Source organism: Saccharothrix sp. ST-888 (assembly GCF_000955975.1).
Taxonomy (GTDB): domain Bacteria; phylum Actinomycetota; class Actinomycetes; order Streptomycetales; family Streptomycetaceae; genus Kitasatospora.
Window position 1 is genome coordinate 1 of the sequence record NZ_JYJF01000024.1, and the last position, 26,387, is coordinate 26,387.

General features: G+C 72.7%; 15 protein-coding genes and 1 rRNA gene. 13 read left to right on the forward strand and 3 right to left on the reverse strand.

What is annotated here, in order from left to right:
• Window positions 1-96 (forward strand): 5S ribosomal RNA (rrf, locus tag UK12_RS36515); the annotation flags it as partial.
• 65 nt (window positions 97-161) lie between these two features.
• A complete protein-coding gene (locus UK12_RS11220; RefSeq protein WP_045302432.1) occupies window positions 162-1,034 on the forward strand; it encodes a phosphatase PAP2 family protein in 873 nt (290 codons plus the stop codon).
• A 188-nt stretch (window positions 1,035-1,222) separates the two neighbouring features.
• On the opposite strand, the gene UK12_RS11225 is transcribed toward UK12_RS11220, so the two are convergent.
• Entirely contained in the window at window positions 1,223-1,783 is a 561-nt protein-coding gene (locus UK12_RS11225) for an acetate uptake transporter (protein ID WP_045302434.1), read from the reverse strand.
• Window positions 1,784-2,204: 421 nt separating this feature from the next.
• Window positions 2,205-4,760, reverse strand: coding sequence for a SpoIIE family protein phosphatase (locus UK12_RS11230; protein ID WP_045302436.1), 2,556 nt, complete (start codon window positions 4,758-4,760; stop codon window positions 2,205-2,207).
• A gap of 600 nt (window positions 4,761-5,360) precedes the next feature.
• Between UK12_RS11230 and UK12_RS11235 the strand changes: the two genes are divergently transcribed.
• The 8 genes from UK12_RS11235 to UK12_RS11270 all read left to right on the forward strand — a co-directional run bounded on the left by UK12_RS11235 (window position 5,361) and on the right by UK12_RS11270 (window position 18,274).
• Window positions 5,361-9,857, forward strand: a complete 4,497-nt coding sequence (locus UK12_RS11235) for a HAMP domain-containing protein (protein ID WP_045302502.1) — start codon at window positions 5,361-5,363, stop codon at window positions 9,855-9,857.
• A 333-nt stretch (window positions 9,858-10,190) separates the two neighbouring features.
• Window positions 10,191-10,823 carry a response regulator gene (locus UK12_RS11240; RefSeq protein ID WP_231591147.1) on the forward strand — a complete coding sequence of 211 codons (633 nt, stop codon included), beginning with the start codon at window positions 10,191-10,193 and terminating at the stop codon, window positions 10,821-10,823.
• A 256-nt stretch (window positions 10,824-11,079) separates the two neighbouring features.
• Window positions 11,080-13,776: a DNA translocase FtsK gene (locus UK12_RS11245; protein ID WP_045302438.1), complete on the forward strand. Its 2,697-nt coding sequence runs from the start codon at window positions 11,080-11,082 to the stop codon at window positions 13,774-13,776.
• Between the two features lie 223 nt (window positions 13,777-13,999).
• A complete protein-coding gene (locus UK12_RS11250) occupies window positions 14,000-14,905 on the forward strand; it encodes a helix-turn-helix domain-containing protein (protein ID WP_082119507.1) in 906 nt (301 codons plus the stop codon).
• 73 nt (window positions 14,906-14,978) lie between these two features.
• Complete coding sequence (rimO, locus tag UK12_RS11255; protein WP_045302440.1) at window positions 14,979-16,424, forward strand: 30S ribosomal protein S12 methylthiotransferase RimO; 1,446 nt, start codon at window positions 14,979-14,981, stop codon at window positions 16,422-16,424.
• Window positions 16,421-17,059 (forward strand): CDP-diacylglycerol--glycerol-3-phosphate 3-phosphatidyltransferase, encoded by a 639-nt coding sequence (pgsA, locus tag UK12_RS11260; protein ID WP_045302442.1) that lies wholly within the window; start codon window positions 16,421-16,423, stop codon window positions 17,057-17,059. Before rimO ends, pgsA begins: the two co-directional genes overlap by 4 nt.
• The gene (locus UK12_RS11265; RefSeq protein WP_269432007.1) at window positions 17,056-17,616 is read left to right on the forward strand and encodes a CinA family protein; all 561 of its coding nucleotides are present in this window, start codon (window positions 17,056-17,058) and stop codon (window positions 17,614-17,616) included. The genes pgsA and UK12_RS11265 overlap by 4 nt, the downstream gene beginning before the upstream one ends.
• Window positions 17,617-17,902: 286 nt before the next feature.
• Window positions 17,903-18,274 (forward strand): helix-turn-helix domain-containing protein, encoded by a 372-nt coding sequence (locus tag UK12_RS11270; RefSeq protein ID WP_045302444.1) that lies wholly within the window; start codon window positions 17,903-17,905, stop codon window positions 18,272-18,274.
• A gap of 514 nt (window positions 18,275-18,788) precedes the next feature.
• Here the strand turns inward: UK12_RS11270 and UK12_RS11275 are convergent.
• Window positions 18,789-23,522: an ATP-dependent helicase gene (locus UK12_RS11275; RefSeq protein WP_045302446.1), complete on the reverse strand. Its 4,734-nt coding sequence runs from the start codon at window positions 23,520-23,522 to the stop codon at window positions 18,789-18,791.
• Between the two features lie 191 nt (window positions 23,523-23,713).
• On the opposite strand from UK12_RS11275, the gene UK12_RS11280 reads away from it, so the two are divergent.
• From UK12_RS11280 to UK12_RS11290, 3 genes are all read left to right on the forward strand, one after another.
• Window positions 23,714-25,453, forward strand: coding sequence for a S8 family serine peptidase (locus UK12_RS11280; protein ID WP_045302448.1), 1,740 nt, complete (start codon window positions 23,714-23,716; stop codon window positions 25,451-25,453).
• A 72-nt stretch (window positions 25,454-25,525) separates the two neighbouring features.
• The gene (locus UK12_RS11285; RefSeq protein ID WP_045302450.1) at window positions 25,526-26,098 is read left to right on the forward strand and encodes a GNAT family N-acetyltransferase; all 573 of its coding nucleotides are present in this window, start codon (window positions 25,526-25,528) and stop codon (window positions 26,096-26,098) included.
• A 20-nt stretch (window positions 26,099-26,118) separates the two neighbouring features.
• Window positions 26,119-26,313, forward strand: coding sequence for a DUF3046 domain-containing protein (locus tag UK12_RS11290; RefSeq protein ID WP_045302510.1), 195 nt, complete (start codon window positions 26,119-26,121; stop codon window positions 26,311-26,313).
• Window positions 26,314-26,387: the final 74 nt, after the last annotated feature.

Here is a 26,387-nt window from a genome sequence, read left to right on the forward strand (position 1 = left end):
GAAACGCCCGGTTACATTCCGAACCCGGAAGCTAAGCCTCAAAGCGCCGATGGTACTGCAGGGGGGACCCTGTGGGAGAGTAGGACGCCGCCGAACAAATTTTGATAGTGGAAAGGCCCCTCCCGGGTTCGGGAGGGGCCTTTCTGCGTTAATCTCTGCGAATGCAGAACCTGACCCTTACGTGGCAGACCGCGGGCGGTGCCTCGGTGGTCCTGGTCGGAGCGGCGTATGCGGTCAAGCGTGCCACGCGTTCCGGACCTGCCACACGTGCTGCCGGTACGGCGGCTGTGCTGCGGGAGGCCGGTATTCTGCTGGGGCTCTTCATGCTCTGGCAGTTGGTCGGCCATCTCTCGCTGTTGAGCGCGGATCATGCGCTGGACCGGGCGGAGTGGATCCACCGGACCGAACTGCGGCTGGGGCTGCCCGACGAGGCGTCCTGGCAGCGTGCGGTCGTGCCGCACGGATGGCTGGTCACGGCCAGCAACTACTACTACGCGACCATGCACTTCGGTGTGATGCTCGTGCTGTTGCTCTGGCTCTTCCTTCGCCACCGGGACCGCTACCGGTGGGTGCGGACCACCGTGGTGCTGACCACGGCCGCCTGTCTGCTGATCCAGTTCATTCCGGTCGCGCCGCCGCGCATGCTGCCGGACAGTGGGTTCGTCGACCTGGCGGCCGAGTACGGGCAGTCGGTGTACGGCGGCAGGGTCGGCGGGGTGGTGGCGGATCAGCTGTCCGCGATGCCGTCGGTCCACGTGGCGTGGTGCGTGATCGTGGCGGTGGCCGTCGTACGGGTCGCACGAGGGCCGTGGCGGTGGCTGGTCGTGCTGCACCCGCTGATCACGGTCTTCGTCGTGGTGGTGACGGCGAACCACTTCTGGGCGGACGGCCTGGTGGCGGTGGCGCTGCTGGCGGTGGTGTACCTGGTGCAGCACGCTGCGAGCGGTTGGCGGACGGACGTCGAGGAGCCTGCGGGAACGTCCTCGAAGGTGACGGTCCGGGTGGCGGAACGGACGTCCGCGAGCAGGCCGTGAACGCCCGGCACGTGTACGCCCGGCAACCGTCCCGCACGGCAAGACAGCAATGGGGTGGGGCCGGACTCCCTCGGGAGTCCGGCCCCACCCTTTCTGCTGCCCGGCTGCCCGGCTGCCCGGCTGCCCGGAGGGTCCGACGCTGCCGGCTGGTCCGGCGCTCCAGGCGTCCGGAACACGCGGGCTGTCGGTTACTTCACCGGCAGTGCGGTGCGGCCCCAGCCGCTGTTGGTGAGGGCCGCAGTGGCCCAGTACCAGGCGACCACTCCGGCGAGGGCGGCGATCCAGCCGGCTGCCTTGGCGAGCCCGCCGCTGCCGGCGAAGGTGGCGATGGCGGTGAGCAGCAGAGCGACCGTCAGCAGGCCGTAGACCAGGCGGCTGAAGAGGCCGGAGGTCCAGCTGGCGACCGCGAGGGTGAAGGCGAGCAGGGCCCACAGCAGCAGGAAGAGGCCGGCCGCGTGCTTTCCGGCGCCTGCGGCCACGGACCAGGTGGCCCAGAAGGCGCCGAGGCCGGTGAAGGCGGTGCCGGTGAAGGTGTCGCCGCTGCGGAGCTGCCAGAGGCCGGCGATGAAGAGGGTGACCCCGCCGACCAGGTGGGCGAGGGCCACGGCGTCCTTGACCCCGGTACCGCTGAGGATGCCGGTGGCGAGCAGGCCGTATGCGAGAAGGGTCAGTCCGAGGGCCAGGTGTCCGAGGGGACCCGCGTCGGCTCCTGCGGGTCGGGCGTTCGCCCCGGTAGCTTCAGTGCTCACCGGAGGCTCCTTTCACTCTGTGTGCCGGGTGGCGGCGTGAGTGCGATCGAGGTGCTGCGTGCGATCGAGGTTCGGTGCGTCGTTCCGTGCCGAAGGCGCACGGGAGCGGCACGCGGCACAGGGCGCATGGCACCGGACACAGTGCGCAGGGCAGAGTGGCATCGGGCATACGGCTCTGGACGCGTGGCGCCGGCGTGCGGGCGGCTGCGGTGGAGTGAAGAACCGGCACATCCGGCAGGTCGAGCCGGCGGCGGTCCGGTGGTTGATGTCCCCTCCGGGGGAATCCCCGGTGAATCCGGTGTACCCGCCTCCGGACGGCTTGTACCCTTGTGAATCTCACAATTTGTACAGTCGTCAGCTGTCGGGCGGCCGAGGATGACCGGTTGCTGAACGAGAGTGAGCGGGAGGGTGGCGCAGCCGGTCAGCGGGTCCGCTGGGTGGGCAGCCGGAGGGTGAGGATCGCCATGTCGTCCGAGGGTGGCTCGGGCGCGAAGCGCTCCACGGCTCGCTGGACGCGTGCCGCGACCGCTCCGGCGGTGAGCCCTGTGCAGCCGCTGAGCACCTGGGCGAGACCGTCCTCGCCCAACATCCTTGATCCCTCGCGGCGTTCGGTGACGCCGTCGGTGACGCAGAGCAGGACTTCGCCGGGGTGCAGCACCAACTCCTCGGCCTCCAGGTCCAGTTCCTCCAGTACACCGAGCAGCGGCTGCGGTGAGGCGGCCGGCTCGACCTCGCCGTCGGTGCGCAGCCGGAGCGGCAGCGGGTGGCCTGCGCAGACCAGGGACAGGACGGTGGTGCCGTCCGGTCGGGGGGTCAACTCCCCGTACAGCAGGGTGAGGAAGCGGCTGCGGGCGCCCTCGTCCAGGATGGCCGCGTTGAGCCGGGTGAGGACCTGTGGTGCGTCCAGGCCCTCGCGGGCGAGCAGCCGCAGTGAGTGGCGGGCCAGGCCGGTGACCGAGGCGGCTTCGGGGCCGGTGCCGCAGACGTCGCCGATGGCGAAGCCGTAGGTGCCGGGGCGGATCGGGAAGATGTCGTAGAAGTCGCCGCCGACCTCGTTGCCCTCGCCGGCGGCCTGGTAGAAGACCTCGACCTCGACGCCCGGGATCTTGGGCAGCTCCGGTGGCAGCAGTGCGCGCTGGAAGGCCTGGCTGGTGGCGGTGCGCTCGGAGTAGAGCCGGGAGTTGTCGAGCGCGAGGGCCGCTCGCCGGGAGAGGTCCTCGGCGAGTTCGAGCATCTCCTGGCGGAAGCGGACGCCGGTGCCGACGCCGAGCACCAGCAGGCCGATCACCCGGTTGCGGGCGGCGAGCGGCAGGACCACGGTCTCGCCGAGCAGTCCGGCCAGGTCGGGGGTGTCGGCCAGGCCGGAGGCGCGGGCGGTCTCCAGCGGGCCCTTCCAGAACCGGGCGCCGGGCGCGGGGTCGGTCTCGGGTGCGGGGGTCTTGTCGAGCAGGGCGCGCAGCGGGTCGATCCGGTCCTCGTCCTCGTGCAGGACGAAGGCGAGGTCGGCGCCGCCGTTCTGGTCGGCGGTGGTGTAGACCGCGCACCAGGCGGCGAGGGTGGGGACGGCCATCTGCGCCATCAGGGCGAGCGTCTGCCGGTGTTCCAGGGTGCCGGCCAGCAGGTCGGAGGCCTCGACCAGGAAGGACAGCGAGCCTCTGCGCAGCCGTTCGAGCTCGGTGAGCCGGGCGCTCTCCAGGGCGAGGGCGATCCGGTCGGCGGCGAACTGCAGCCGCAGCGCGTCCTCGTTGTCGTACCGTCCCGGGGTGGCGGCGGCCACGCCGAGCGAGCCGGTGAGCCGGCCCTCGACCTTGAGCGGGACGGTGATGAGCGAGCGCAGGCCGGTGCCGGTGAGCAGCGGGGCCGAGCTGGGCCGGACCGAGAGGTCCTCGTGCACGGCGGGCAGCCGGGCGGAGTCGTAGCGGCCGGCGCCGGATTCGACCGGGATCGGTCCGTGCCGGCGGCCGACCGGGCTGAGACCGGTGGCCGCGCGGACCTCGAACTCGGTCTCGTCGTCGGTGGTGAGCATCAGGTACGCGGCGTCGGCGTCGAGCAGGTCACGGGCGCGTTCGACGACGCGCTGGAGCAGGCCGCCGAGGTCGTGCTGGTCGATCGGGCCGACCAGCAGGTCCAGCGGTTCGATGGCGGAGGGGGTCTCGACGGAGGTGCCGGGGGAGCGCAGCACGCCCCGGTCGGTCTCGCGGACCAGCAGGCAGAGGGTGGACGGGATGCCGTGGGTGTCACGGACCCGGACCTGGAGACCGTACACCTCGGTGACCTGGCCGTCGGCGCGGCGCAGCCCGAAGCTGCCCTCCCAGCGGGCCAGGCGGAGCGTCTCGGCGAGGCCGAGGCCGATCCCGGCGGTCTGCGGCCAGGCGGCCAGGTCGCTCCAGGTGCGGCCGAGGACCTGGTCGGCGGGGTGCTGGAAGAGGGCTTCGGCGTCCGGGTTCCAGGCGCGGACCAGCCCGTGCTCGTCCACCTGGACGACCGCGACCATGACCGGCCCTTCGGCGTCCGGGAGTTCGCCGCCGGGGAGGCTGGGGAGGGCGTAGCGGGTGCCGGCCACCTGGGCGGGGAGCGGCAGCCGGAACCAGACGGTCTTCTGTCCGGCGGCGTACTCGACGCCCCAGCGGCTGGAGAGCGCGGAGCACATCAGCAGGCCGCGGCCGCCCTCGCCGTCGGGGTCGGCGTAGCGGTCGGAGGAGGCGGCGGGGACGTTGGCGAAGGACGGCAGGCCGCGCTCGGGGTGACGGTCGGTCACCTCGATCCGGATCGAGTCCTCCTCGCGCAGGCAGGCGACCTCGGCGGCGGTACCGGCGTGCACCACGGCGTTGGTGACGAGTTCGCTGACCAGGACCACGGCGTCGTCGACGACCTCGGGCAGGCCCCAGCCGAGCAGCGCGTCGCGGACGAAGCCGCGCGCGGCCGCGGCCGAGCGGCCGACCGGTTCGAAGGTGGCGGTTGCGCGCGCGGTGACCACGTGCCACTTCTCCCATCAGGTCGATCGACGGCCCTGCTCCGGCCGGTAGGCTCCGGCCGGGAATGCCTTCCCGGTGGCGCCGACCGGGAACCCCTCCCGGCCTGGCCGACCTGGCGGCGGGTGTCGGTGCGGGCGCGGGAAGCGCCCATGGCCAGGTGCAGCGCTCCACCCTACTTTCCGCTTGGTACCCCGTGGGCCCCGGGCGCCGAAACAGGCACCAGAGGGTGATTCTGGCCACCACTTTGTTCCCGGCCGGTGGAGACCCTGTGCAACGGGCCGGACACGGAGCGCCGGTGCTGACAGACTGGGGGGTCCGCAGCATGCGGCGACGCAGTACGGTCGGTGGGGTGTCGGCGGCTGTCCGCAGCAGCCGGGGCGGCGTTCGGGGGCGGGCCGGTGCCCGCTTTCGATCGGACCTGAGCAGTCACGATGTGGGAGGGCCCGTTGAGTTCGGCCACCAAGGACGTACCCGGTACGACTCCGGCGACCGCGCGCGCCGGGCGGGCTGCGCAGGCGCGCGGCAGCCTGGGGCGGCGTCCGAACCACAACCGGGGGGCCGAGCCCGCCGATCTGCGCAAGCTGCTGGCGGCGCTGACGGCGATGCGGGACGGCAACTTCCGGCGCCGCCTGACCGTCCCGGGGGACGGGCCGCTGGCCGAGATCGCGGCTGTGTTCAACGAGGTCGCCGAGCGCAACCAGCATCTGACCGGTGAGCTGGCCCGGGTCCGCCGGGCGGTGGGCCGGGAGGGACGGCTCTCCGAGCGGCTGGAGAGCGGGGTCGGCGAGGGCGCCTGGATGGCGGCGGTCGACAACTGCAATGCGCTGATCGACGACCTGGCGCGGCCGATGGCCGACGTGGGCCGGGTGCTCTCCTCGATCGCCGAGGGCGACCTGGACCAGCGGATGGAGCTGCGCTCGGTCCACACCAACGGGGTGAGCCACCCGCTGCGCGGCGAGTTCCTCAAGGTGGGCCGGACCGTGAACGGGCTGGTGGACCAGCTGTCGGAGTTCACCGACGAGGTGACCAGGGTCGCCCTGGAGGTGGGTACCGAGGGCAAGCTGGGCGGCCAGGCCAGGGTGCGCGGCATGTCGGGCAGCTGGAAGGACCTGGCGGACTCGGTCAACACCATGGCCGGTCGGCTGACCGCGCAGGTGCGCAACATCGCCGAGGTGACCACGGCGGTGGCCAAGGGCGACCTGTCGCACAAGGTCACGGTGGACGTGGCCGGCGAGATGCTGGAGCTGAAGAACACCGTCAACACGATGGTGGACCAGCTCAACTCCTTTGCCGCTCAGGTCACCAGGGTGGCCAGGGACGTGGGCACCGAGGGCCGCCTCGGCGGGCAGGCCCAGGTGCCGGGTGTCGCCGGGGTCTGGCGTGATCTCACCGACTCGGTGAACTTCATGGCCAACAACCTGACGGCGCAGGTGCGCAACATCGCCGAGGTGACCACGGCGGTGGCCAAGGGCGACCTGTCGCGCAAGATCGAGGTCGATGCCCGGGGCGAGATCCTGGAGCTGAAGAACACCATCAACATCATGGTCGACCAGCTCTCCGGCTTCGCCGAGCAGGTGACCAGGGTGGCGCGCGCGGTGGGCACCGAGGGCATCCTGGGCGGCCAGGCCCAGGTGCCGGGCGTCGCGGGGGTCTGGAAGGACCTCACCGAGAACGTCAACTCGATGGCCAACAACCTCACCAACCAGGTGCGCAACATCGCCCAGGTGACCACGGCGGTGGCCAAGGGCGACCTGTCGCAGAAGATCCAGGTGGACGCCAGGGGCGAGATCCTGGAGCTGAAGAACACCATCAACACCATGGTCGACCAGCTCGGCGCCTTCGCCGACGAGGTCACCAGAGTCGCCCGGGACGTCGGCACCGAGGGCATCCTCGGCGGCCAGGCGAGTGTGCCGGGGGTGTCGGGTACCTGGAAGGACCTGACCAACAGCGTCAACTTCATGGCCTCCAACCTGACCAGCCAGGTCCGCAACATCGCCGAGGTGACCACCGCGGTGGCCCGGGGCGACGTCTCGAAGAAGATCACCGTCGATGCGCGCGGCGAGATCCGCGAGCTGGTGATGACCGTGAACACGATGGTCGACCAGCTGTCGGCGTTCGCGGACGAGGTCACCAGGGTCGCCCGCGAGGTCGGCACGGAGGGGATCCTGGGCGGTCAGGCCCGGGTGAGCGGGGTCTCCGGTATCTGGCGGGACCTGACCGACAACGTCAACTTCATGGCATCCAACCTGACCAGTCAGGTGCGGAACATCGCCGAGGTCGCCTCGGCGGTCGCCCGGGGTGACCTCTCCAAGAAGATCACCATCGAGGCGCAGGGCGAGGTCGCGGCCCTGGCGGGCACCCTGAACACCATGGTGGACCAGCTGTCCGCGTTCGCCGTCGAGGTCACCAGGGTGGCCCGTGAGGTGGGCACCGACGGCATCCTGGGCGGCCAGGCCGGCGTCCCCGGCGTCGCGGGCATCTGGAAGGACCTCACCGACAACGTCAACCAGATGGCCAACAACCTGACCGGCCAGGTCCGCAACATCGCCCTGGTGATCACCGCGGTCGCGCGCGGAGACCTCTCGCAGAAGATCGACGTGGACGCCCGCGGCGAGATCCTCGAACTCAAGACCAGCATCAACACCATGGTCGACCAGCTGTCCGCGTTCGCGGACGAGGTCACCAGGGTCGCCCGCGAGGTGGGGACCGACGGCCGCCTCGGCGGCCAGGCCCGCGTCCCCGGGGTGGACGGCACCTGGCAGGACCTGACCGAGTCGGTGAACGAGCTCGCCAACAACCTGACCCGCCAGGTGCGCGCCATCGCCCAGGCCGCCACCGCCGTGACCAGGGGCGACCTGTCGCTGCGGATCGACGTGGACGCGTCCGGAGAGCTCGACGAGCTCAAGGACAACCTCAACCAGATGATCGCCAACCTGCGCGAGACCACCCGCGCCAACCAGGAGCAGGACTGGCTCAAGACCAACCTGGCCCGGATCTCCGGTCTGCTCCAGGGCCGCCGCGACCTGGAGGCCGTCGCCTCGCTGATCATGACCGAGCTGACCCCGGTGGTCTCCGCCCAGCACGGTGCCTTCTTCCTCGCCCAGCCCGCCGGCCGGACCGCCGAGCTGATCACCGAGGACGACGACGAGAACGACACCGTGCTGCGCCTGATCGGCAGCTACGGCTACCAGCGCCGCGCGATGCCGACCACCTTCCGGCCCGGCGAGGGCCTGGTCGGCCAGGCGGCGGTGGAGAAGCGCTCGATCATCCTCAAGGAGACCCCGCCCGGCTATCTGAAGATCGCCTCGGGCCTGGGCGAGGCCAGCCCCGCCCATGTGGTGGTGCTCCCGGTGATGTTCGAGGGCCGGCTGCTCGGCGTGATCGAGCTGGCCACCTTCAGCTCCTTCACCACCGTCAACCTGGACTTCCTCAACCAGATCGCCGATCTGATCGGCGTCACCGTCAACACCATCAGCGTCAACACCAAGACCGAGGGCCTGCTGCTGGAGTCCCAGCGCCTCACCGCCGAACTCTCCATGCGGTCCGCCGAACTGGAGGCGCGCCAGGAGGAGCTGGAGCGCACCAACGAGGAGTTGCAGGAGAAGGCCGAGCAACTCGCCCAGCAGAACCGCGACATCGAGATCAAGAACAGCGAGATCGAGGAGGCCAGGCAGGTCCTGGAGGAGCGCGCCGAACAGCTCGCGCTCGCCTCGCGCTACAAGAGCGAGTTCCTCGCCAACATGTCGCACGAGCTGCGCACCCCGCTCAACTCGCTGCTGATCCTGGCCAAGCTGCTCTCCGACAACAACGAGGGCAACCTCTCCGGCAAGCAGGTCGAGTTCGCCGAGACCATCCACGGCGCGGGCTCCGACCTGCTCCAGCTGATCAACGACATTCTCGACCTCTCCAAGGTCGAGGCGGGCAAGATGGACGTCCGCCCGGCCAAGATCGCCCTGGTCCAGCTGGTCGACTACGTCGAGGCCGCGTTCCGCCCGCTCACCGTGGGCAAGAGCCTCGACTTCGCGGTGATCGTCACCTCCGACCTCCCGGTCACCCTGCACACCGACGAGCAGCGGCTCCAGCAGGTGCTGCGCAACCTGCTCTCCAACGCGTTCAAGTTCACCGAGTCCGGCGCCGTCGAACTGCGGATCCGCCGCGCCGACCTCGCCCCGCAGCACGTCCGCGAGCAGCTGCTGGAGAGCGGCGCGATCACCTCCCCCGACGAATCGCTGATCGCCTTCTCGGTCTCCGACACCGGCATCGGCATCCCGGACAACAAGCTGTGGGAGATCTTCGAGGCCTTCAAGCAGGCCGACGGCGGGACCAGCCGCAAGTACGGCGGGACGGGCCTCGGCCTGTCCATCAGCCGGGAGATCGCCCGCCTGCTCGGCGGCGAGATCCACGCCGAGAGCGAGCTGGGCCAGGGCTCCACCTTCACCCTCTACCTGCCGCTGCGCAGCGAGGCCCCCGGCCCGGCCGTCACGCTGGAACGCCTGGCGTCGCCGCTGGTCAGGGCCAGCGTTGCGGTGACTCCGGCCGGCACGCCGGTGCCGGTGGGGGAGAACCCGGCCGAGCACTGGGCGCAGGAGGTGCGCGAGCTGGCGGAGGAGCGCCGCCGCGGCGAGGCCGAGCGGCGCCGGGCGGCGGCCGAGGAGCCGGCCGGCGGCCCCGGCGGCGAATCCGCCGCACGACCGAGCACGGCCGCGCAGTTCCAGGGCCGCTTCGACGGCCAGCGGGTGCTGATCGTGGACGACGACGTCCGCAACGTCTTCGCGCTCACCAGCGTGCTGGAGCAGTACGGCCTGACGGTGCTGTACGCGGAGAACGGGCGGGCCGGCCTCGAAGTCCTGGAGCAGCACGAGGACGTGGCCGTGGTCCTGATGGACATCATGATGCCGGAGATGGACGGCTACGCGACCACCGAGGCGATCCGCCGGATGCCCCAGTTCTCCGGCCTGCCGATCATCGCGCTGACCGCCAAGGCGATGAAGGGGGACAAGGAGAAGAGCCTGGACGCGGGAGCCAACGACCATGTGACCAAGCCGGTCGAGACCGACCACCTGTTGGCGGTGATGCGCCAGTGGCTTCCCGGCAAGTAGTCGCCACGGCGCCGGGCCCGGAACTCCCGGCGCCGAGCGGTGCCGCAGCAGGGCCGAGCCGGGCCGCGGGAAAGAGGAATCCGGCTCTCCGGCCGGGCTGGCGGGTCGTGCCGGGAACCCGGTAAGGTCACCCATCGTTGCGAACAGTGACCGAACGGTGACAAGGCGCTCTCATGGGTCGGCTGCGGTTCGGGTGTCTCCACGAAGTCTGCAGGCCGCATTTGCGCACAGCGATGTGGCGGGCGAGGGGGTGCGGCTAGCATGACCGGGGCAGTGGTGGGCGGCACGCGGGTGCCTTCCCTCGGAAAACAACCGGCAGGAGGGCGGGTCCTGGTGCAGAAGGCGAAGATCCTCCTGGTAGACGACCGGCCGGAGAACCTCCTCGCGCTGGAGGCGATCCTCTCGGCGCTGGACCAGACTCTGGTCCGCGCCTCGTCCGGTGAGGAGGCGCTGAAGGCGCTGCTCACCGACGACTTCGCGGTGATCCTGCTGGACGTGCAGATGCCGGGAATGGACGGCTTCGAGACGGCCGCCCACATCAAGCGCCGCGAGCGGACCAGGGACATCCCGATCATCTTCCTGACCGCGATCAACCACGGTCCGCACCACACCTTCCGGGGTTATGCGGCCGGTGCGGTCGACTACATCTCCAAGCCCTTCGACCCGTGGGTGCTGCGCGCCAAGGTCTCCGTCTTCGTGGACCTCTACACCAAGAACTGCCAGCTCAAGGAGCAGGCGGCGCTGCTGCGGCTGCAGTTGGAGGCGGGTGAGCAGCAGGCCATCGGCGGTGCGCTGCTCGGCGAGCTGTCCGCGCGGCTGGCGTCGGTGGAGGAGCAGGCCGAGGCGCTCACCAAGCAGCTGGCCGGCTCCACCGAGGCGGGTGCGGCGGTGACGGCGGCTCATCTGGAGCGCAAGCTCGCCAGTCTGCGCCAGGCGCTCGACGCCCTGCGGCCGGGCGCCAACTGAGCGCCGGGAGCGCGCGGGAGGCTCCGCGCGCTCCCGGCGCGCCTCCAGGCGCCGGGCGGCCGCGGACGGCTGTCCGACAGCTCTCTGACGGCTCGCCAGGCTGCCTCGCAGGGCCGGTGGATGAGTGCCTCCGCAGGGCGTGCCGAGGTGGTTCCCGGCGCCTCCGGCGGCCCTGACAAGGCGTCGGCGACACGTGGCCGGGCCCGGGGATCGGTCACATGTGCAGGGCAGACGACCCCCGGTAGGCTGCTGACCCATGGCCACACGTATGCCCGGAAGCCCCGCACGCAACTCGAAACCCGGGCCGGCCAAGAAGGCCCCCGCCGCCAAGCCAGCCGCTGCCAAGCCCGCCGCGAAGCCCATGGCGAAACCGGCTGCCAAGAAAGCCCCCGCCGCCAAACCACCGGTCAAGCGGGCCCCCGCGAAGAAGGCCGCCGCCAAGGCTCCGGCGTCGCCGCCGCCGAGGCCGATGCTCTTCCGGGCCGTCCGAGCGGTCTGGTTGGGCATGGCGCACAGCATCGGTTCGGTCTTCCGGGGCTTCGGCGACAGTGCCAAGAACCTCCACCCCGACCACCGCAAGGACGGGGTGGCGCTGCTGCTGCTCGCGCTCTCCCTGATCACGGCGGCCGGTACCTGGTTCAGCCCGCAGGGCTGGCTGGGCGAGGCGGCCACCAACGTGGTGTCGGGGCTGTTCGGCCGGCTCGACGTGCTGATGCCGCTGCTGCTGCTCGTGCTGGCGATCCGGCTGATGCGCCACCCCGGCGTGCCGGAGGCCAACGGCCGGGTGGCGATCGGGCTCAGCGCCCTGATCGTCGGTGTCCTCGGCCTGGTCCACATCGGCTGCGGTGCACCCGGAATGTCCACCGGAGCGACCCGGATACGGCAGGCCGGCGGCATCCTCGGCTGGGCCGCCTCGACGCCGATGATGGCCGCCGCCGGACCGCCGCTGGCCGTCCCGCTGCTGCTGCTGCTCGCCTTCTTCGGCCTGCTGGTGGTCACCGCCACCCCCGTCAACCGGATCCCCGAGCGGCTGCGCCTGCTCGGCGAGCGCCTGGGGGTCGTGGAGTCGCCGTACGACGAGTACCCGGACGAGGCGTACGACCGCGAGTTCTCCACCGAGCCGCCCGAGGACGCCGACCCCGAAGCGCTGCCGTTCAGCATCGAGGACACGGAGGACGAGGTGGCGGCCCGGCGCCGCCGCCGGCGCAGGAAGGCGGACGGGCCGGAGCCGGCCGACGCCGTCCCCGACGCGTTCGCCAAGGACCCTTACGCGACCCGGGACATCGCCGCCGGGGTCGCCGCCGAGCTGGACGGCGCCCTGGTGCACGGGGTGCCCGCGTCGCCCGCGGTGGCAGGCATCATGCACCAGGTGCAGGACCGCACCGCCCCGCCGGAGGAGCCCGCGGTCCCGGCCGCCCGCGCCGCCGGGGTCGACCTGGACAAGCACGGCGCCGCGCCGGTCCGGATGGAGCAGCTCCAGTTGACCGGCGAGGGCACGTACACCCTGCCGCCGTTGGACCTGCTGGAGTTCGGCGCGCCCGGCAAGGCCCGCAGCGCCCTCAACGACGAGGTGGTGGCCCAGCTCAGCGGCGTCTTCGCGGAGTTCAAGGTGGACGCCCGGGTCACCGGTTTCACCCGCGGGCCGACGGTCACCCGCTACGAGGTCGAGCTCGGCCCGGCGGTGAAGGTCGAGCGGATCACCGCGCTGGCCAAGAACATCGCGTACGCGGTGGCCAGCCCGGACGTGCGGATCATCAGCCCGATCCCCGGCAAGTCGGCGGTCGGGGTGGAGATCCCCAACCGGGACCGGGAGATGGTCAACCTCGGCGACCTGCTGCGCTCACGGACCGCGGCCGAGGACACCCACCCGATGGTGGTCGGCATGGGCAAGGACGTCGAGGGCCACACCGTGATGGCCAACCTCGCCAAGATGCCGCACATCCTGGTGGCCGGTGCGACCGGCGCGGGCAAGTCGTCCTGCATCAACTGCCTGATCACCTCGGTGCTGGCCAGGGCCACCCCGGACGAGGTCAAGATGGTGCTGGTCGACCCCAAGCGGGTCGAGCTGACGGCGTACGAGGGCATCCCGCACCTGATCACGCCGATCATCACCAACCCCAAGAAGGCCGCCGAGGCCCTCCAGTGGGTGGTCCGCGAGATGGACCTGCGCTACGACGACCTGGCGGCCTTCGGCTTCCGGCACGTGGACGACTTCAACGCGGCGGTCCGGTCGGGCAGGCTCACCCCGCCGCTGGGCAGCGAGCGCGAGCTGAAGCCGTACCCGTACCTGCTGGTGATCGTGGACGAGCTGGCCGACCTGATGATGGTCGCCCCGCGTGACGTCGAGGACTCGGTGGTGCGGATCACCCAGCTGGCCCGGGCGGCCGGCATCCACCTGGTGCTGGCCACCCAGCGGCCCTCGGTGGACGTGGTCACCGGGCTGATCAAGGCCAACGTCCCGAGCCGGCTGGCCTTCGCGACCTCGGCGATGGCCGACTCCCGGGTCATCCTGGACCAGCCGGGCGCCGAGAAGCTGATCGGCAAGGGTGACGCGCTCTTCCTGCCGATGGGTGCCAGCAAGCCGGTCCGGATGCAGGGCGCCTTCGTCACCGAGGCCGAGATCGCCAAGGTGGTCCAGCACTGCAAGGACCAGCTGAGCGCGACCTACCGGGACGACGTGACGGTCGGCGGCGGCCCGAAGAAGGAGATCGACGAGGAGATCGGTGACGACCTGGACCTGCTGATCCAGGCGGCCGAGCTGGTGGTCTCCACCCAGTTCGGCTCGACCTCGATGCTCCAGCGCAAGCTGCGGGTCGGCTTCGCCAAGGCCGGACGGCTGATGGACCTCATGGAGTCGCGCGGCATCGTGGGCCCGAGCGAGGGATCCAAGGCCCGCGACGTGCTGGTCAAGCCGGACGAGCTGGACGCCGTCATCCTCACCATCCGGGGCTGACCCGCGGGTTTCCGTGCCCCGGCCTCACTCGTTCGGAGGAAGCCGGGGCGGCCCGGCCGACCGGGAACCACCGACCGGGCCGCCACGTCACTCCAGGCAGGGCGGCCCGGTGCGGCCACCCGGTTGACGGCCGGTCGCCACCGGCCGTACGCCGCGGGGTGTATTCGGGCCCGGTCCGCTTGAGAAAGGCTCCACCCCCGCCCCTAGACTGTCTTCTCAGCAGATGGCCAACGCTCGAAAGGCGCTCCCAGTGACCATCGGCAAGTCCCTCCGCCGCGTCAGTCGCCGGCCCTCCGCCGACCCCTCGGGTGCCGTGCCGGAGCAGCAGGTGCCCGTCGAGCCCGCCGCCGAGGCGGAGAGCATCGGCCGGGTGCTCGCTGCCGCGCGACTGGCGGCCGGGATGACGGTCGATCAGGTGAGTGTCGGCACCCGGGTGCGGGTGCCGATCGTGTACGCCATCGAGGACGACGACTTCAGCCGTTGCGGTGGCGACTTCTACGCCCGGGGCCACATCAGGTCGATCGCCAGGGCGGTCGGTGTCGACAGCGAGCCGCTGATCGCCAGGTACGACGCCGCGCACGGCGGCGCGCCGGGGCCGCAGCGCCCCACCAAGCTGCTGGACACCGGACCGATCAAGGTCACCGACCACCGCCGCCCGAACTGGACCACCGCGATGATGGTCGCGATCGTCGCGGTGGTCGTGCTGATCGGCTTCAACCTGTTCGCCGGCAAGCCGACCCACCCGACTGCAGGCTCCCCGCAGTCCGCGGCCGCGCCGCAGACCGCCCCCGTCCAGCCGCCCGCCCCCGCGCCGAGCACCGCACCGCCGAGCAGCGCGGCACCGAGCGCGATCGCCGCCGCCCCGGCCGACAAGGTCACCGTCAAGCTGGTCGCCGAGAAGGACACCAGCTGGGTGTCGGCGACCGACAGCACCGGCAAGTCGCTCTTCCAGAACAACCTGGACCAGGGGACCGACCAGACCTTCACCGACCCCAAGCAGATCAAGCTGGTGATCGGCAACGCGGCCGCCGTACACGTGTACGTCAACGGCAAGGACCTCGGCCCGGCGGGCGAGGACGGCCAGGTGGTGCACCTCACATACACCCCCGGGGACCCGCAGGCGGGCTGAGCGGAACCGTACATTCGGGGCGCGCGACCTCCGGGGCGAACGGCACCGGAGCTCGCGCGTTAATCTTGGCCCTATGCCTGAACGCCGTACAGTCGCCCTTGTCACGCTCGGATGCGCCCGCAACGAGGTGGACTCCGAGGAACTCGTCGGGCGACTGGAGGCCGATGGCTGGCAGTTGGTCGACGACGCCGCCGAAGCCGATGTCGCCGTGGTCAACACCTGCGGCTTCGTCGAAGCCGCCAAGAAGGACTCCGTCGACGCCCTGCTGGAGGCCAACGACCTCAAGGGGCACGGCCGCACCCAGGCCGTCGTCGCGGTCGGCTGCATGGCCGAGCGCTACGGCAAGGAGCTGGCCGACGCGCTGCCCGAGGCGGACGGCGTGCTGGGCTTCGACGACTACGCCAGCATCTCCGACCGCCTGCAGACCATCCTCTCCGGCGGGCACCACGCCGCCCATCTCCCGCGCGATCGCCGCAAGCTGCTTCCGCTGACCCCGGTCGAGCGGCAGGCGGCCGCCGCCGAGGTCGCCCTGCCCGGCCACGGCGCCCCCGAGGACCTGCCCGAGGGCCTCGCCCCCGCCTCCGGTCCCCGCACGCTGCGCAAGCGGCTGGACGACAACCCGGTCGCCTCGGTCAAGCTGGCCTCCGGCTGCGACCGGCGCTGCTCCTTCTGCGCCATCCCCGCCTTCCGCGGCTCCTTCATCTCCCGCCGCCCCTCCGACGTGCTGCACGAGGCCCAGTGGCTGGCCGAGCAGGGCGTCCGCGAGGTCGTCCTGGTCAGCGAGAACAACACCTCGTACGGCAAGGATCTCGGCGACATCCGGCTCCTCGAGACGCTGCTGACCGAGATCGCCGCGATCGAGGGCATCGAGCGGGTCCGGGTCAGCTACCTCCAGCCCGCCGAGATGCGGCCCGGGCTGATCGACGTGATGACCGGTACCGACGGGGTCGTCCCGTACTTCGACCTCTCCTTCCAGCACTCCGCCCCGGCGGTGCTGCGCCGGATGCGCCGGTTCGGCAACACCGACCAGTTCCTGGAGCTGCTGAAGACCATCCGGGACAGGGCCCCGCAGGCCGGCGCCCGCTCCAACTTCATCGTCGGCTTCCCCGGTGAGACCGAGGAGGACTTCGCCGAGCTGGAGCGGTTCATCACGCACGCCGGGCTGGACGCGATCGGCGTCTTCGGCTACTCCGACGAGGACGGCACCGAGGCCGCGACCTACGACGGCAAGCTGCCCGAGGACGTGGTCGCCGAGCGCCTGGCCAAGCTCTCCCGGCTCGCCGAGGAGCTCACCGCCCAGCGCGCGGAGCAGCGGATCGGCACCGAGGTCCTGGTCCTGGTCGAGTCGGTCGAGGACGGCGTGGTCGAGGGCCGGGCGGCCCACCAGGCCCCCGAGACGGACGGTCTGACCACCCTGCTGGGCGCCGAGCACGTCGGGGTCGGCGAGTTCCACCGCGCCCTGGTGGTCGGCACCGAGGGCGTCGACCTGGTCGCGGAGCTGCTTGGGGCCGAGGCATGACCCAGGGGCCAGGTGCCCCGGCAGCGCCGCACCCGGGCCGCCCGGGTGCGGCGCTGCCGCCGCAGCCGGGCCTCTGGAACATCGCCAACATCCTGACGATGGTCCGGCTGCTGCTGGTGCCCGTGTTCGTGGCGCTGCTGTTCGCAGCGGGTGGCCATGATCCCAAGTGGCGCTCGGTGGCCTGGGCCTCCTTCGCCATCGCGATGATCACCGACCTCTTCGACGGGGAGCTGGCCCGGCGCAAGGGCCTGGTCACCGACTTCGGCAAGATCGCCGACCCGATCGCGGACAAGGCGATCATGGGGTCCGCGCTGATCGGCCTCTCCGTCCTCGGCGACCTCGCCTGGTGGGTCACCGTGGTCATCCTGGCCCGCGAGCTCGGCATCACCCTGCTCCGCTTCTGGGTGATCCGCTACGGCGTCATCCCCGCCAGCCGGGGCGGCAAGCTGAAGACCCTCACCCAGGGCATCGCGGTCGGCATGTACGTGCTGGTGCTCACCGGCTGGCTGGCCACCGGGCGGGCCGTGCTGATGGGCCTCGCCGTCCTGCTCACCGTCGGCACCGGGCTCGACTACATCGGACAGGCGGTCCGGCTGCGCCGCGAGGGCATGGCCAAGGAACGGGCCGGGCAGTGAACGACATCCTCTCGCCGGGCTCCGGCGCGACGGCGGGCCACGCGGCAGCACCGCAGCACGGGTCGGCGCAGGGCCCCGGACCGGCCGAGCTCGCGCATGCCGCGCTGCGCGGACGCGGTGCCACGCTGGCCGTCGCCGAGTCGCTGACCGGCGGACTGCTGGCGGCGGCCCTGGTGGACGTCCCCGGCGCCTCCGCGACCTTCCGCGGCTCGGTCACCGCGTACGCCACGGACCTGAAGGCTTCCCTGCTCGGGGTGGACGAGGGCCTGCTGGCCGTCCACGGTCCGGTGCACCCGGTGGTGGCCCGGCAGATGGCCGACGGCGTCCGCAGACTGCTCGGTGCCACCTACGGACTGGCGACCACCGGCGTGGCCGGTCCCGAGCCGCAGGGCGGCCAGGAGGTCGGCACGGTGCACCTGGCGCTGGCCGGGCCCGAGGGGACCTTCGTCGTCTCGCCCCGGCTGTCGGGGGCACGTGACACAATCCGTGCCAATGCGGTGACCGCCGCGCTGGAGTTGCTGAGCGACCGCGTAGCGGTTGAACCCCTGTCGCGCTGAGATTGCCGACTGTTTTCCTGAATTGGCACTGAACTGGCTGTCAGAGCTGGAGGATCGTGTTACACCAGATGGCCTGGCTGGGCAGAAACCAGGTAGCCGGTAAGTCGCGTGGCCTCGACTGCGGGCCCGGAGCGGGCGCGTGGACAGTCCGGGCGGGGAACAAACAGGGGAGGGGACAGCCTTGCAGCCCAGAGTGAACACGACCATGGTCCCCGCACGCGATGCGGACGAGGCGGTACGGTGGGGTCGTGACATCTCGATCCGCAGTCCGAGGAGGGAGGCACCGATGATCCTGCTCCGTCGCCTACTGGGCGATGTACTGCGTCGGCAGCGCCAGCGCCAGGGCCGCACACTCCGCGAGGTGTCGGCGGCCGCCAGGGTTTCGCTCGGTTACCTCTCCGAGGTCGAGCGGGGGCAGAAGGAGGCATCCTCCGAGCTGCTCTCCGCCATCTGCGACGCACTCGATGTCCGGATGTCCGAAGTCATGCGCGAGGTCAGCGATGAGCTCTCGCTCGCCGAACTTGCGGCAATGGCCACCCTCTCGGAGGGTGAGCTGCTGAGGCCGGTACTCGAACCGGTTCCGCTGCCCGCTCCCGGTGTCGACCGGATGAGCGGCATCTCGCCCAAGGCTGCGGCCGTGGACGTGGTGGCGGCCTGACCGGACCTCGCCCTCCCCGCGTGCCGCGGGGGACGAGTGAAGGAGGCCGGTGGTGCGGAGAGTCCGAGCGGCATGTGCCGCCGTACGACAAGGCGTTCTCGGGCGAATAGGCCCGGACCGGCGCTGGTTCCCGTCTCTGTTCCTGGCTCTGCTGGGCTGCGGACTGCTGCTGGGCAGCGGGTTCCGCAGCGGCGGTGCCGTACTCGGCGTACTGGCCCTGGGCGGCTGGGGCCTCGGCCTCGTACCGGTACACAGCAGTCGTCTGCTGACCGGGGCACGACACCGTACGGGTGAACCGCCGGAGGCGGAACCGGGTGCACCGCTTGACGGATAGCACCGGGCAGCCCTTCCGGGGCAGGAGATGGCTTCTCAGGGGCGCGGGGAACTGCCCACACACGCAGTTCCCCGCGCCTCGGACGTTTCCCGGCTGATCGGGTGTGCGCGACCAAGGGGTCGTGGGCACCTCCCGCGTGCTTGCCCGCGCCGCTGGGGAGTTGACTCCTCGCCCCGGCGGTCAGGCGCGCAGCCGCAGGCCGCGCGGGGTGGGGTGGAAGCCGGCCTGCTCCAGGAGGCGGCCCAGCTCGGAGGTGAGGGCGGCCTCGCCGTTGGCGCGCTCGATGGTGACACTGCTGCCGAGTGCGCCGTGCCGGACCGCCTCGGCCAGTGCCTCGACCGCCGCCGGGTGCGGCTGCCAGGCCAGCAGGGACTTCCCGCCGCGCTCGACGTACAGCGCAGGCTCGCCCTCGACCAGCACCACCAGGGCGCCGGCCTTGCGGCCAGGTCGGTGGGCGGCGGCGGTCGGCCTGGCACCCGAGGCGGTCGGCGGCTCCGGCCAGGGCAGGGCGGCGCCGTACGCGTTGGCCGGGTCGGCGGCGGCCAGCACCAGGACCTGCGGCGGTTCGACGCCGGTGCCGCTGCCCGGCCACTCGGTCGCGGCGGCCCGCTCCAGCCTGGCGTTGACCGCGCGCAGCCGGTCGGCCGCGCCGTCCATGGCGAACTGGGCGCCGCCGAGGCCCTCCACGAAGTAGCCCCGCCGGGCTCGGCCGCGCTCCTCGAAGGCGGCCAGGACCCGGTACACCCCCGCGAAGCCGCCGGGAACGCGCTCGGCGGCGACCGCGCCCCGGGTGAGCACACCGTGCCGGTCGAGCAGGCTCTGGGCCTGCGCGGCGGCCCGGGTGGTCGCGTCCTCGGAGAAGGCGGGCAGCAGCGACCAGCGGCCGGCGGCCGTGGGCGGACCGGAGCGCAGCGCGCCCGCCGGGCGGCCGAAGCCGCGCCCGGCCCCGCCGTACCGGCCGCGCGGGGTGGACCGGGGGGCCCGGTGCGCGGTGGCTCCGGCCGTCCGGCCGGAGCCGAGCAGGGCACGCAGCGGTGCGAGGGTGTCGTTGGTCACGTATCCGGCCCAGACCAAGTCCCAGAGGGCCTCGACGAGTTCGGGCTCGGGGGTGTCGGGGGACCGCTCGGCGAGCTGACGGAAGAACAGGCCGTACCCGCCCGCCAGGGTGTCGAGCAGGGCGGTGTGCACGGGGGTCAGTGCGGGCGGCACCGGCTCGGGGCGGAGCAGGTGGGCGGACTCCGGCAGGTGCAGGCTGATCCAGCCGTCCTTGCCCGCCAGGGCGCCCGCGCCGGACCAGCCGACCTCGCCGGCCGCCGTCAACTCGTCCAGCGCGCCCGGGGTGTAGTCGGCCAGGCGGGCCGGAAGGATCAGCTTCTCCAGCGCGGAGGCGGGCAGTGCGGTGCCCTGGAGCTGTTCGACCACGCGCAGCAGGCCGTCGAGGCCGCGCAGCCGGTGGCCGGCCAGGTGCTGCCACTGGGGCAGGAAGGCGGCCAGCGCGCGCGGCGGGACCGGCTCGACCTCCTGGCGCAGCGCGGCCAGCGAGCGGCGGCGCAGTCTGCGCAGCACCTCGGCGTCGCACCACTCGACGGTGGCGGTGTGGCCCTCGACCGGGCGGAACTCGCCCTGGACCAGGCGCCCGGTGGCGGTGAGCCGGTGCAGGGTGCCCGTGACCACGGCGGTGCCCAGGCCGAACCTCGCCGCCGCCTCGGCCGAGGTGAACGGGCCGTGCGTGCGGGCGTACCGGGCGAGCAGGTCGCCCAGTGGGTCCTTCACCGGTTCGGTGAACGCCTCCGGGACGCCGACCGGCAGCGGGGTGCCGAGGGCGTCGCGCAGCCGGCCGGCGTCCTCGATCGCCGCCCAGCGCGGCTCGCCGGCGATCCGGACCTGGATGGCGCGGCGGGCCGCCTCCAACTCCAGCGCCCAGAGCGGCTCGGCGCCGCGCGCCGTCAACTCGGCCTCGCCCAGCGGGCCGAGCAGGCGCAGTGCGTCGGCGACGTCTTCGGCGTCCCTGATCCGGCGGTCGGGGGTGAGGCGTTGGAGTTCGGCCTCCAACTCGGCGAGTACGGCCGGGTCGAGCAGCTCGCGCAGTTCGGCCTGGCCGAGCAGCTCGGAGAGCAGCCGGGAGTCCAGCGAGAGGGCGGCGGCGCGGCGCTCCGCGAGCGGGGAGTCGCCCTCGTACAGGAACTGGGCGACGTAGCCGAAGAGGAGCGAGCGGGCGAAGGGGGAGGGCTCGGGGGTGGTGACCTCCACCAACCGTACGGCGCGTGACTCCAGATCGCGCATCAACTCGACCAGCCCCGGGACGTCGAAGACGTCCTGGAGGCATTCGCGGACGGCTTCGAGGACGATCGGGAAGGAGCCGTACTCGGCGGCCACCTCAAGGAGTTGCGAGGCGCGCTGGCGCTGCTGCCACAGGGGCGTGCGCCTGCCGGGGCTGCGCCGGGGGAGCAGCAGGGCGCGCCCGGCGCACTCGCGGAAGCGGGAGGCGAACAGCGCGGAGCCGCCGACCTGGTCGGTGACGAGCTGTTCGATCTCCTCGGCGTCGAAGAGCGCGGCGTCGGCGCCGACCGGGGCCTCGTCGGACGTGGGCCGGTCGACGGGGAAGTCGAGCAGGTCGGCATCGGGGAGGCGGAGCACGATCCCGTCGTCGGCGTGCATCACCTGCGGGTCCAGGCCGTGCTTCTCGCGCAGCCGGGCGCCGAGGGCCAGGGCCCAGGGCGCGTGCACCTGGGCGCCGAAGGGGGAGTGGATGACGATCCGCCAGTCGCCGAGCTCGTCGCGGAAGCGCTCGACCACGATGGTGCGGTCGTCCGGCAGGTGGCCGCAGGCGGCCCGCTGCTCGGCGAGGTAGCTGAGCAGATTGCCCGCCGCCCAGTCGTCCAGACCGGCGGCCTTGAGCCGCTCGGTGGCCCGGTCGGGCGTCAGGGAGCCCAGCTCGCGGACGAAGGCGCCCACCGCGCGGCCGAGTTCGAGCGGCCGGCCGAGGGTGTCGCCCTTCCAGAACGGGAGCCGCCCGGGGATGCCGGGGGCCGGGGTGACCAGCACCTTGTCGTGGGTGATCTCCTCGATCCGCCAGGAGGTGGTGCCCAGGGTGAAGACATCGCCGACCCGGGACTCGTACACCATCTCCTCGTCCAGCTCGCCCACCCGTCGCCCGCCGCCACCCTTCTTGGGAGGCGCCTCGCGCTGCCCCTCCTGTTGCCCGCCGCCCTTCTTCGGATCGGTGCCGGCGATGAAGACGCCGAACAGGCCGCGGTCGGGGATGGTGCCGCCGGAGGTGACGGCGAGGCGCTGGGCGCCGGGGCGGCCGGTGACCGTGCCCGCCACCCGGTCCCACACCAGGCGGGGGCGCAACTCGGCGAAGGCGTCCGAGGGGTAGCGGCCGGCGAGCATGTCGAGCACGGCGTCGAAGGCGGACTGCGGCAGGGTGGCGAAGGGCGCGGCCCGGCGGACCAGGGCGAGCAGCTCGTCCACGTCCCAGGTGTCCAGGGCGGTGATCGCGACCAGCTGCTGCGCCAGCACGTCCAGCGGGTTGCGCGGGATGCGCATGGCCTCGATCCGACCGGCGCGCATCCGCTCGGTCACCACCGCCGACTGCACCAGGTCGCCGCGGTACTTGGGGAACACCACGCCGGTGGAGACCGCCCCGACCTGGTGGCCCGCCCGGCCGACCCGCTGCAGGCCCGAGGCGACCGAGGGCGGCGACTCGACCTGGACCACCAGCTCCACCGCGCCCATGTCGATGCCCAGCTCCAGGCTGGAGGTCGCCACCACGGCGGGCAGCCGGCCGGCCTTCAACTCTTCCTCGACCTGGGCGCGCTGCTCCTTGGAGACCGATCCGTGGTGCGCCCTGGCCAGCACCGGGGGAGCGCCCCTGGCGACGCCCGACTCGGCCATCAGCTGCGCCGGTGCGTGCGACTCGGGCAGTGGCTCACCGGTGGCGCGCTCGACCGCGATCTCGTTCAGCCGGTTGCAGAGCCGCTCGGCGAGGCGGCGGGAGTTGGCGAAGACGATGGTCGAGCGGTGGGCCTGGACCAGGTCGACGATCCGCTCCTCGACGTGCGGCCAGATCGACGCTCCGTTGGCCTGGCGGCCGGGCGGCGGCCCCGGCCGGGACGGGTCGTCGGCCACGGGGGTCGGCAGGTCGGCCAGATCGGGGACCGGGACGACCACCGAGAGGTCGAACCGCTTGGCGGAGGGCGGCTGGACGATCACCGCCCCGCGCTGCGGGCTGAGGAACCTGGCCACCTCCTCGACCGGCCGGACGGTCGCGGAGAGGCCGATCCGGCGGGCCGGGCGCTCCAGCAGCTCGTCGAGCCGCTCCAGGCTGAGGGCCAGGTGGGCGCCGCGCTTGGTGCCGGCGACGGCGTGCACCTCGTCCAGGATCACGGTGTCGATGCCGCGCAGCGCCTCCCGGGAGGCGGAGGTGAGCAGCAGGAAGAGCGACTCCGGGGTGGTGATCAGGATGTCCGGCGGATGGCCGGCGAAGCGGCGGCGGTCGGCGGCGGGGGTGTCGCCCGAGCGGATGGCCACCTGCACCTCCGGCTCGGGCAGGCCCAGCCGGACGGCGGCCTGGCGCAGCCCGGCGAGCGGCGCCCGGAGGTTGCGCTCGACGTCCACCGCGAGGGCCTTGAGCGGGGAGATGTAGAGGACCCGGCAGCGGTGCTTGGGGTCGGCGGGCGGCGGGGTGCTGCTGAGCCGGTCGAGTGCGGAGAGGAAGGCCGCCAGCGTCTTGCCGGAGCCGGTGGGGGCGACCACCAGGACGTCCGTCTGCCGCTGGATGGCGGCCCAGGCCTGGGACTGGGCGGTGGTGGGCGCGGTGAAGGCGCCCGTGAACCAGGCCCTGGTCGCGGGGGCGAAGCCCGCGAGCGGGTCGGGGGTGTCCAGAGGCTCCTCGCCGGTACGTCGCGCCATGCCCCCATGGTGCAGCCCGCCACTGACAACCGGGGTCGGCGGCGGCACTGCCACGGCGTCGGGGAGCGCATGGCTCGCGGCCCGAGGCGGACGGCCGTCTGACCTAGTTCAACGGGTCAATTCGGATAGTCGGCTCATATCGTGATGAGTCAGTCCGGTGATCGCAGGGGTCGAGGAGCGGAGGCGGTGCGATGGAACGGGTCGGTCCGGCCGGCGGCAGGCCCGCGAAGCGCCCGAGCGGCCCCGTGCGCGCGCTGCTGGCCATGCTGCTGACCGCCCTGCTGCTCGGCGGCGCGGTCCCGTACGTCTCCGGGTCCGGCCGCTCGTACCTCAGCTACCTGGTGCTGGCCGAGGGCCAGGACGCCCAGGGCGCCACCCGGGTGGCCGGACTCGCCAGCGCGGCGGGCGGACAGGTGGTCCAGGAGTACCCGCAGATCGGGGCGGTGCTCGTGTACGCCGCCGACGGTTTCGGCGAGCGCCTCCGCGGGCGGCCCGGGGTGGCCGCGGTCGGGGCGACCCGGACCGAGGCGGTACCCAGCCCGCCGGGCGCGCTCGCCGGCATCGGCGACTTCCGGCGCGGCAGCGACGCGCTGAGGGCCGCCGGAGCCGGCCGGCCGGCCGGCCGCCGCCCCGGGGGCGCGCAGGACTGCGCGACCGGCGCGCTGGAGACGTGCCCGCTCTCCGCCCGCCCTGCCCGCGTCCCCGGCGGGTGCGACCCGCACCCTCGGGCCGGGTGCGGCAGCGCTGCCGCCCCTTCCGTGCGGTCCGCCGCCGCTTCGGGCGGCCTGCGGCCACCGTCGGCGGAGACGTCGAGCGGATGGGACGAGGCCGAGGCGACCACCCCCGACCCGCGGGAGGCCGCCGACTGGAACCTCGCGATGATCGGCGCGGTCGAGGCCCCGGAACGCACCGCCGCCCTGCTCCGCAGGCCGGCCGCCGACCACGGCTCGAACCGGCCGCTGCCCTCGGTCCAGCAACTGCGCCGGGTGCTGGTGGCGGTGCTCGACTCCGGGGTCGACGACACCCACCCGGACCTGCGCAGTGCCGTGGATCCGACGGCGTCCGCCTCCTGTGCCGACGGCCGCCCGGACCCCCGGTCCGGCGCCTGGCGCCCCGACGAGGGGGTGACCGAGAGCGGGCACGGCACCCACGTGGCCGGGATCGTCGGGGCGGCCCGGGACGGCAAGGGGGTCACCGGGGTCGCCCCGGGCGTACGGATCGCCGCCGTCCGGCTGCTCGGACCGCTCGGCCAGTACTACGCGGAGAACATCGTCTGCGGGGTGCTCTGGGCGGCCGACCACGGGGCCAAGGCGATCAACGACAGCTACTTCGCCGACCCGTGGAAGTACAACTGCCCCGAGGACCCGGACCAGGCCGCGCTGATCACGGCCGTCGGCCGGGCCGTCGGGTACGCCCAGCGGCAGGGCGCCGTGGTGGTGGCCTCCGCCGGGAACGACGGCCAGGACCTCGCCGCCGCCCGGACCGACCAGCGCAGTCCGAACGACCGGACCTCAGGACCGGCCCAGGACCGGCACCTCGGCACCGAGTGCATCCGCCTCCCCGGCGAGCTGCCCGGCGTGGTGGCGGTCGGCGCGGTGGACCGCAGCGGGATGCCGACCGCGTACTCCAACTACGGGCGGGACCGGATCGCGCTGACCGCCCCCGGCGGCGACCCGGACGGCGGGGCGCTCCGTGCGATCGTCTCGGACTGGCCCGGCGGCCAGTACGCCGCGCTGGCCGGTACCTCGATGGCCGCCGCCCATGTGACCGGGGCCGTCGCGGTGGTGGCAGCCGAGCACCCGGACTGGAGCCCGGACCGGACGGTCGCCCTGCTGGCCCAGGCGGCTGCGGCCAACTGCCCGATCGGGCAGGGGCGTTGTACCGAGCGCGACTTCTACGGAGCCGGGGTGCTGGCGCTGCCCAGGGAGTGACGGCCGGGGCCGGAGCGGGCCGGACCGGAAAAGGGCGTGCGGCCGGACATCGGGCCGAGGGAGCATCGCGGGATGCTGGTTCATCTGGAGACCGAACGCCTGATCCTGCGCAGGTTCACCGCCGAGGACACCGACCTCCTGGTCGAACTCGACTCCGACCCCGAGGTGATGCGCTATCTGACCGGGGGCCGGGCCACGCCCAGGGAGGCGGTGCAGGACAGGATCCTGCCGCTGTTCCTCTCCTACTACCGGCGCTTCCCGGCGCTCGGGTACTGGGCGGCGCTGCGGCGCGACACCGGTGAGTTCCTGGGGTGGTTCGAGTTCCGCCCGCCGGACGCCGACCGCCCCGGCGAGGTCGAACTCGGCTACCGGCTGCGGCGCCCCGCCTGGGGGCACGGCTACGCCACCGAGGGCGCGCGGGCGCTGATCCGCAAGGGGTTCGCCGAGCCCGGCGTGGAGCGGGTGTTCGCCTGCACCATGGCGGTCAACCGGGGCTCGCGGCGGGTACTGGAGAAGTCCGGCCTGCACTACGTCCGGACCTTCTTCGCCGACTGGCCGGAGAGCATCGCGGGCTCCGAGCACGGCGAGGTCGAGTACGCGCTGGAGCGGGCGGAGTGGCACGGGCTCCGGCAGGGCGCGTGCTGACGGAGGGGATACTGGAGGCCATGAGGCTGACCGAGTTCTGGCGACGGATGTACGAGCACTTCGGCGAGGCGTACGCCGAGTCCTTCGCGAGCGACCACGTGATGACCGAGCTCGGCGGGCGGACCATCCGGCAGGCGCTGGAGGCGGGCTGGGAGGCCAAGGACGTCTGGCGGGTGCTCTGCGACACCCAGGGGGTCTCGGCGCTGCTGCGCTGAACCCCTGCGCTGCGGGCCGGCCGACGCGGCCGGGGCCCGACGCACCAGGGGCGGGTGCCCGCCGGTTCCCGGCG